The following is a 7,343-nucleotide window of genomic DNA, read 5'->3' as shown; positions in this document are numbered from 1 at the left end:
CTCGCTAATCGCAATTATTGAGTTGATATGGCTATTTTTGAGCTAGTTTTTAATAGTAAGTATCTATAATATTGATTTTACCGTAAAAATCAACTATCTTAAGTATTTGCGTTGGCGGAGGGAGCAAGTGCGGCAGCTATATCGCTCGCCAAAAGATAGTTATAGTAAGTGTTTTACTATTTTCGGAGATGTCTAATGCTAAAGGAAGCACCTAGAGTTTGGGGAGATGGGGAAATAGGGAGTGTGGGAGAAATTAAAAAATATATATCCTCACCATTACCATGCAGGACTACCTTAATTTGTATATCTATTTACTCAGAATATATTTTTTGTATCCTGTTAAGTTTTCCGTAGACCCAGCATGATTAAAATCCGTTTTACACAGATACTTGTTTTGATTATTTCAACTTTTGTTTTGATTTATCCAATCATTAATCATCTGAGGACAACCAGCTAAAGATTCTGCTAAAGATGCAAATTCTACCAAAGGTAATGGACGATTAAATACATAACCTTGAAGTTCATCGCAGTTATGTTTAACTAAAAAAGCTAATTCTTCTTCAGTTTCGACTCCTTCAGCGATGACTCGCATATTTAGTTTGTGAGCCATTGAAATAATTGCTGATGTTATAACTTGGTTAGTAGAATTAATATTGATTTTTCTAATAAAGTTTTGATTGATTTTTATCGAATCAATAGGAAATTTTTCCAGATAACTTAAGGAAGAATAACCTGTACCAAAATCGTCTATAGCAATTTGAATACCTAAAGTTTTTAAACCATGCAAACTTCGCATAGCTGTTGTTTGATTTGTAATCAATACACTTTCATTAATATCTAATTCGACATAATTAGGAGCTAGACCACTATTCAAAAGAACTTTAACTAATTTCTTGCGTAAATCTAATTGATTTAATTGGCGAGCAGATATGTTAACTCCTACTCGTATTTTTCCTAATCCAATATCTTGCAACGCTTTAACATCTTCACAAGCACTTTTCAAAACAAATTCCCCTATTGCTTCAATTAATCCTGTTTCTTCTGCTAATGGTAAAAAATGTCCGGGTAATATTATAGAACCATCAGAAGTTTGCCAGCGTATTAGAGCTTCAGCACCAACAATTTGACCTGTTTTTAAATTAATTATTGGTTGGTAGTAAATTTTAAATTGTTTATTTGACAAAGCTGAATATAAATTATTCTCTAACTTTAATGTATTATTATTTTGATGTTTACCTGCTTCTTTTTTATAAAAATTAAATCGATTATCTCCCTGTATTCGACTATATTCCATAGCATTCCTGGCTTTTAAAAGTAATTTTCCAAGTTGCTCACCATCAACAGGATAAAGAGTAATTCCAGCATTAGCACTAATCAAAAACTTTTGTTTGTTTAATACATAAGGTTGAGTAAATTCCTCTAAAATATTTTGGATTAGAACTGTAGTTTCGCTTTTCGTATTAATTGGTTCCAATATAATTACCAACTCATCTGTATTTAAGCGAGCAATAATACTGTTTTTACTAATAAACTTATTAATTCTTTTCACTATAGATTTAATTAATAGATCGCCCCACTCGTATCCTAAATCATTGATCCGCTTGAAGCGATTAATGCCTAAACAAATCACAGAAATAGTTGGTGTAAAATCTTTTTCTTGTTGAGAATTTTGTTCCTTAAAACTTGGGATTTTACTAACAACTTTAGCAAACTTATCTGATAGGATGATGCGATTCGTCAGAGAAGTTAGCTCCTCTTGATTTGTTAACTGATCGAGCTTATTTTTTACCTCTTCAATTTCCTTAATGTAGGATAATTCTACTGATTGTTCACCTTGATGTTTTTGCAGAGCAATTTCAATTGTAGTTCTTAAAGTTTGAGGTTTAAATGGCTTGACTAAATAACCATAAGGTTCGGTTAATTTTGCTCGCCCTAATGTATCATCATCTGCATAAGCAGTCATATAAATAACAGGTATTTTTAATTCAGAGCGAATATGTCCAGCAGCTTCGATACCATCTAAATCTCCTTGAAGCATAATATCCATTAGCACTAAATTAGGATGGTTATTTGTTGCAGCTTCAATAGCTTCTTCACCAGAGTCTACAATTCCAATTACTTCATATCCTAATTTTTTAAGATTTCTAGCGATATTTTCTGCTGCAATTAGTTCGTCTTCAACAACTAAAATTTTCGTAGGAGATTTGGGAGTTTGAGAAGTATTTTTATTAACATTCATAAAATTTTACCTGCATGTATCAATCTATAAATTATACCACTGGTTTAAAAATGTTTGAAAACTTTAGCTATAGCGAAGAGGGAACAAGGAACAAGAAATAATATGATGTCCGGTTTAATAGTTAATAAATAATGAGGGAGTCCTCAGGAGTCAGAATGAAAGAGGAGGGAGAAAGGAGAAAATTAGAAGGTGTCGCTTTGCTGTCTTAGAGACTGTTTATAAAATAAGTATTAAGAGAGATGCGTAGTGACTAAAATCTAAAAGCGGTAGTACTTCAAGAGATTGAAATTTGGTAGATGCCAGAGGTGGAAAGGTACATATATTTGTAGATTTTTAACTTACAAATAGTTGTCTTGATTTCTTCCTCCCTCCATACCTGTTCCCAGTTAAGTGTTCCCAGTTAAGTGTTAAGTGTTCCCTATCTCCTTTTTATATTTCTTTTACAAACAGTCTCTTACTTTAGTACCATTTAAGATGGGGGAAAATCAAGATAGAGTTGTTTTTTCATCACTAATTATCCGGACATAATATAAGGTATAGGGAACAATAAAAAAATCTTTTGACTAGGGGATTTTTGTTTGAGTCAGGAGTCATAATGAATGCCTTTAATACCATGTTTTAAATCGGAAATTATCTTTTTCTCTTGGTGCGCGTTCTCTCTCTTGGTGGATTGGATATGGCGTTTCAGCTATCGCTGACATGAAAAGCGTTTCGCTTTCCTACGGAATGCTAACGCAAACGCGACATGAAACGCGGCTCTGTTAAGAGCGGGCAACCCGCTCCTACGGACCTGCTGCCTCTTGCAGAGGAGCTCCGAAGTGCGCTAACGCCATCCCATTCTAGGTCATGTTCCGCAAACGACCGCTTGCGACTGGGGTGGTCGCGGGGTCGCACCGCTTTGTCAAAGGGAAATATTCTGAAAAATATTTTTATCCCCCTTACTATTTGTGGCATTCTTTTTTCACGCTTGGTATTAGACCTCTCTGGAAAAGAGGGAGTAGGGAGTAGGGAGTAGGGAGTAGGAAGTAGGGAGTAGGAAGTAGGGAGTAGGAAGTAGGGGGAAAGAATTGATTATTTATGTGCGATAATTGATTTGATTTTTTATTATCACGCCTATGTCTATTAGACATCTCCGAAAAAAATATGGACTTTTTGCTATAGTAGGGAAAAGGGAATTTATTTTGACGAAAAAAATACGAAAAATGATTTTTTCACTGAATTTTACAACTATAACTTGTCTTGGATAAAGAGCAAGTTTATTTTCTGGAGAGGTCTATTATATAGAATCCGGTTATATAGTATATGTTTATAAGTTCCTATGCAAAATTAATTACACATCCTATTTTCTTGTTAAATTTTCTCAGTTAAGTGTTCCCTTTCTTAACTAGGAAATTCCTAAAAGCACGACACATTCTTTTTTCATGCTTGGTATTAGACTCTCTGGAAAAGAGGGAGTAGGGACGTTGCATGCAACGTCCGTACAGAGTAGGGGGAAAAATTGATTATTTATGTGGGATAATTTATTTGATTTTTTATTATCACGCCTGTGTCTATTATATAGAATCCGGTTATATAGTATATGTTTATAAGTTCCTATGCAAAATTAATTACACATCCTATTTTCTTGTTAAATTTTCTCAGTTAAGTGTTCCCTTTCTTAACTAGGAAATTCCTAAAAGCACGACTACTTAACTATACTTCAAGCCTTCAATCTCTCCTACTCCCCTACTCCTCTCAAGGGTAGGTTTTTTACCTTTGATGTAAAAAAAGTGTGGTCCATGTAGTCCGTGTGGGGAGAGACTGAATAAAAGTGATTACTCAATCCTTTATTAAAAACTTACCTTTGTAAGCTCCCCTACTACCCTACTCCCCCAACTATATAATAAGTATTCAACCAGATTTGATATTATATGGAACCGTAAGCATTCAGCCGTCAGCTAACTTATTATATTACTCAGATGAAGGAGAAATTAGTCGCATAAGAGAATTAAAAGGCACGACTAAAGTATACTCTTTTAACCAGATCAGGAATTATTCATTATTTGCTGAATGCTCACCGCGAGCTAGCTGAATGCTTACATGGAACCTCCTCTCTCACCTACTCCCTGCACCAGAAAAAATAATATTTACCTTCTTTATTCTTCCTCTTAGTTTAAAATCTAGGTTTGTACTTAAGAGGAGAAAATATTAAATTAACTACTGTACCCTGAGTAGCATCAAACTCTATTTCAGCTTTTAATTGTTTAGAGAGAATCCGCACTAACTTTAAACCTAAAGAAGAACTATTCTGCCAATCAAAATCTGCCGGCATTCCAATACCATTATCTCCGATTGTAAGGTGAATTTTTTCCTGTTCATCTTGATGTAATTCAATACTAACTTCCCCATTTTCACCATTAGGGAAAGCGTATTTTAAGGAATTAGTTACCAATTCATTAATTAGTAAACCACAAGGAATGGCTGTTTCTAAATTCAGACTTATAGGTTCTACATTAATTATCGGATTAATTATACTTTCTCTGTTACTGTAGGAAGATAACAAATTGTCCATCAGAGTATGAATATATTCACTAAAATCAATTTTCCCTAAATCTTTTGACTGATAGAGTTGTTCATGAATCAAAGCCATTGTTTGAATCCGATTTTGACTATCAGCAAATAAATCTAGAACTTTTTCATCTTCAATATAATCTGATTGTAAATCTAATAAATTAGAAATAATATGTAGATTATTCTTAACTCGGTGATGAATTTCTTTGAGCAAAACTTCTTTTTCCTGGAGAGAATTTTGAATTTGTGCTTCTGCTTGTTTGCGATCGCTAATATCAATACAACTACCAATATAACCAGTAAAACTATTATTCAAGTTAAATCTCGGAACCCCTGTATCGAAAACCCAACGATATTCACCATCTGCTTTTCTCAAACGATATTCAATAGTAAATGGTTGGCGAGTATGAAAATTTGCTTGATAAGTTTCCAGATAATTTTCCAAATCTTCAGGGTGGATACTCTGTTGCCAACCATTTCTTATTTCTTGTTGTAAACTACGTCCAGTAAAGTTTAACCAGGTTTGATTAAAATAGCTAAAAAGGGAATCCTTTCGAGACATCCAAATTAATACGGGAGCGCTATCTGCCATCATCCGAAAGCGTTTTTCGCTTTCCCGAAGTGCTAACTCTGCTTCTTGATATTCTAAAGCACTAACAAAAATCTCACTGATAATTTTTAACAGATTAATTGTAGAATCTGTCCACTTGCATAATTGACGAATTCCATCGAAACCAATAAAACCTATTAATTGGCTTCCAGAAACCATAGGGATACATAACAAGGATTGAATTGACTGTGCTGAGAGTATTTGTTTTTCAGTGCTTGCTTCTAGAGGTAAATTCGAGACTAGAGGTATATGCACCACTTCAAATTTATAGAGTTGATCCATTAACCACGGTAAATCATCTACGGGAAGATTTTGTAGATTGTCAATTTGACCTTCTACTTCTGTAGCGAACCACTGATAAGTATTCCTAACTTGAGTTCGGTCGCTACTTACTAAAAACAGATAACTACGATCTGCACCTGTTAACTCACCAACCTGTTTTAATGCTATTTCGAGACTGCTGTCAACTTCGTTAGGATTAAGATTAATAAAACTAGTGGAGATAGTAGAAACGAGCTTTTCCAATTCTAGTTGTTTCTGGAGAGTTACTTCTGCTGCTTTGCGAGTGCTGATATCTGTATGAGTGCAAATCATTCTCACTGGTTTATCTGTTTCATCTCGATCTACTACTTTACCGTATGTTGCTATCCACTTCCATTCACCAGACTTAGTTCGTAGTCGATAGTCGAAGGCAAATATAAATGAACTATCTTCTAAATGTAAATTCAAAGCACCCATCACCCAGTCTTGATCTTCCGGGTGAATTAGCATTTCCCAAGTCTTAAAGTTTCTAGGTAGATCATTTTCCTCGTACCCTAACATTTCTAACCATCGGGTACTGTAATAACATTTTCCTGTAGTAATATTCCAATCCCATAAACCATCTCCTGAAGTTTCTAATGCAAGTTGCAGTCGTTCTTGAATCAATTGTAGCTTTGTATCTACCAGCTTATCTTCACTAATGTCTTGTGCTATTCGAGCTATTCTATAAACTTCCCCTACCTGATTTTTGATAGGAAACCCACGAATCAAAATCAAACGTATTTCCCCATTAGGTAGTAGAATGCGACATTCTTGTTGGTCTTCTGCTTCCAGAAAGTTTGCTAAAGTTTCCCCGATTTTTTGGCGGTCTTCTGGATCGATAATATCTAGAAAAGAGTCTGGTGATGCGTATAACTCATCGCAACTATAACCCCATACTTTTTCATAGCTGGGAGAAACATAAATAATTTGATTATTTTGGGGATTTTGTATCCAGAAAAAACTGTTAATATTTTCCGCTATTTGATCAAACGTGTCTTCACTTTCTCGTAATGCTATTTCTGTTTGTTTGCGTTCCGTAATATCTAAAACTGTGCCGAAAAGTTTGATTACTTTACCTTCCTCATTCAAAATAGGTTTTCCACTAATTAATATATGTTTTAGTGTCGCATCGGGGCATAATATTCTTTGCTCAATTTTTAAGCCTTGACCCTGGTTAATTGCTGAATCAATTGCTGTTTCTATTGTTTGTAAATCATCAGGATGAACTAATTTGAGATAATCTTCCCTAGTTAAAAAATTTGATGACAAAGGTAAACCAAAAATACAATATAATTGTTCTGAACATTTAAACTCACCTGTAGTTAAATCATTTTCCCAACTTCCCATATCAGCAATTTTTTCAGCTTCTATTAATTGTCTTCGATTCATAAAAAGCTGTTCTATAGATTGCTTTTCATCTGTAATATCTCGTACCACTGCGTAGATTAAATTTTCTGTTGGTAAAGGAACGCTATTCCAAGCTAACCATCTATAAGAACCATCTTTTGTGCGATAACGATTTTGGAAATTCAAAACTGTAGCACCCTCAGAAACCTTTTTTGTTTCTGCAATAGTAATATTTTTGTCTTCTGGGTGTACAAATTCAAGATAAGATACTGCTAATAGTTCTTCTATACTGTG

Annotated in this window: 2 protein-coding genes; both read right to left on the bottom strand. The window is 34.2% G+C overall.

From position 1 onward, the window contains the following. Positions 1-403 precede the first annotated feature (403 nt). Positions 404-2,239 (bottom strand): putative bifunctional diguanylate cyclase/phosphodiesterase, encoded by a 1,836-nt coding sequence (locus F6K22_RS25190; RefSeq protein WP_293104286.1) that lies wholly within the window; start codon positions 2,237-2,239, stop codon positions 404-406. Positions 2,240-4,391: 2,152 nt separating this feature from the next. Next, on the bottom strand, positions 4,392-7,343 hold a 2,952-nt coding region (locus F6K22_RS25185; protein ID WP_293104283.1), incomplete at its 5' end, for a PAS domain-containing protein.

It is taken from the genome of Okeania sp. SIO2F4 (genome assembly GCF_010672385.1).
Lineage (GTDB): Bacteria > Cyanobacteriota > Cyanobacteriia > Cyanobacteriales > Microcoleaceae > Trichodesmium.
The sequence above is the reverse complement of the archived record's forward strand: the minus strand, read 5'-3'. Positions and strand labels throughout refer to the sequence as shown.

Excerpts from the sequence above, each read along its gene's own strand:
- F6K22_RS25190 (WP_293104286.1), bottom strand. The coding sequence starts at position 2,239 with ATGAATGTTAATAAAAATACTTCTCAAACTCCCAAATCTCCTACGAAA.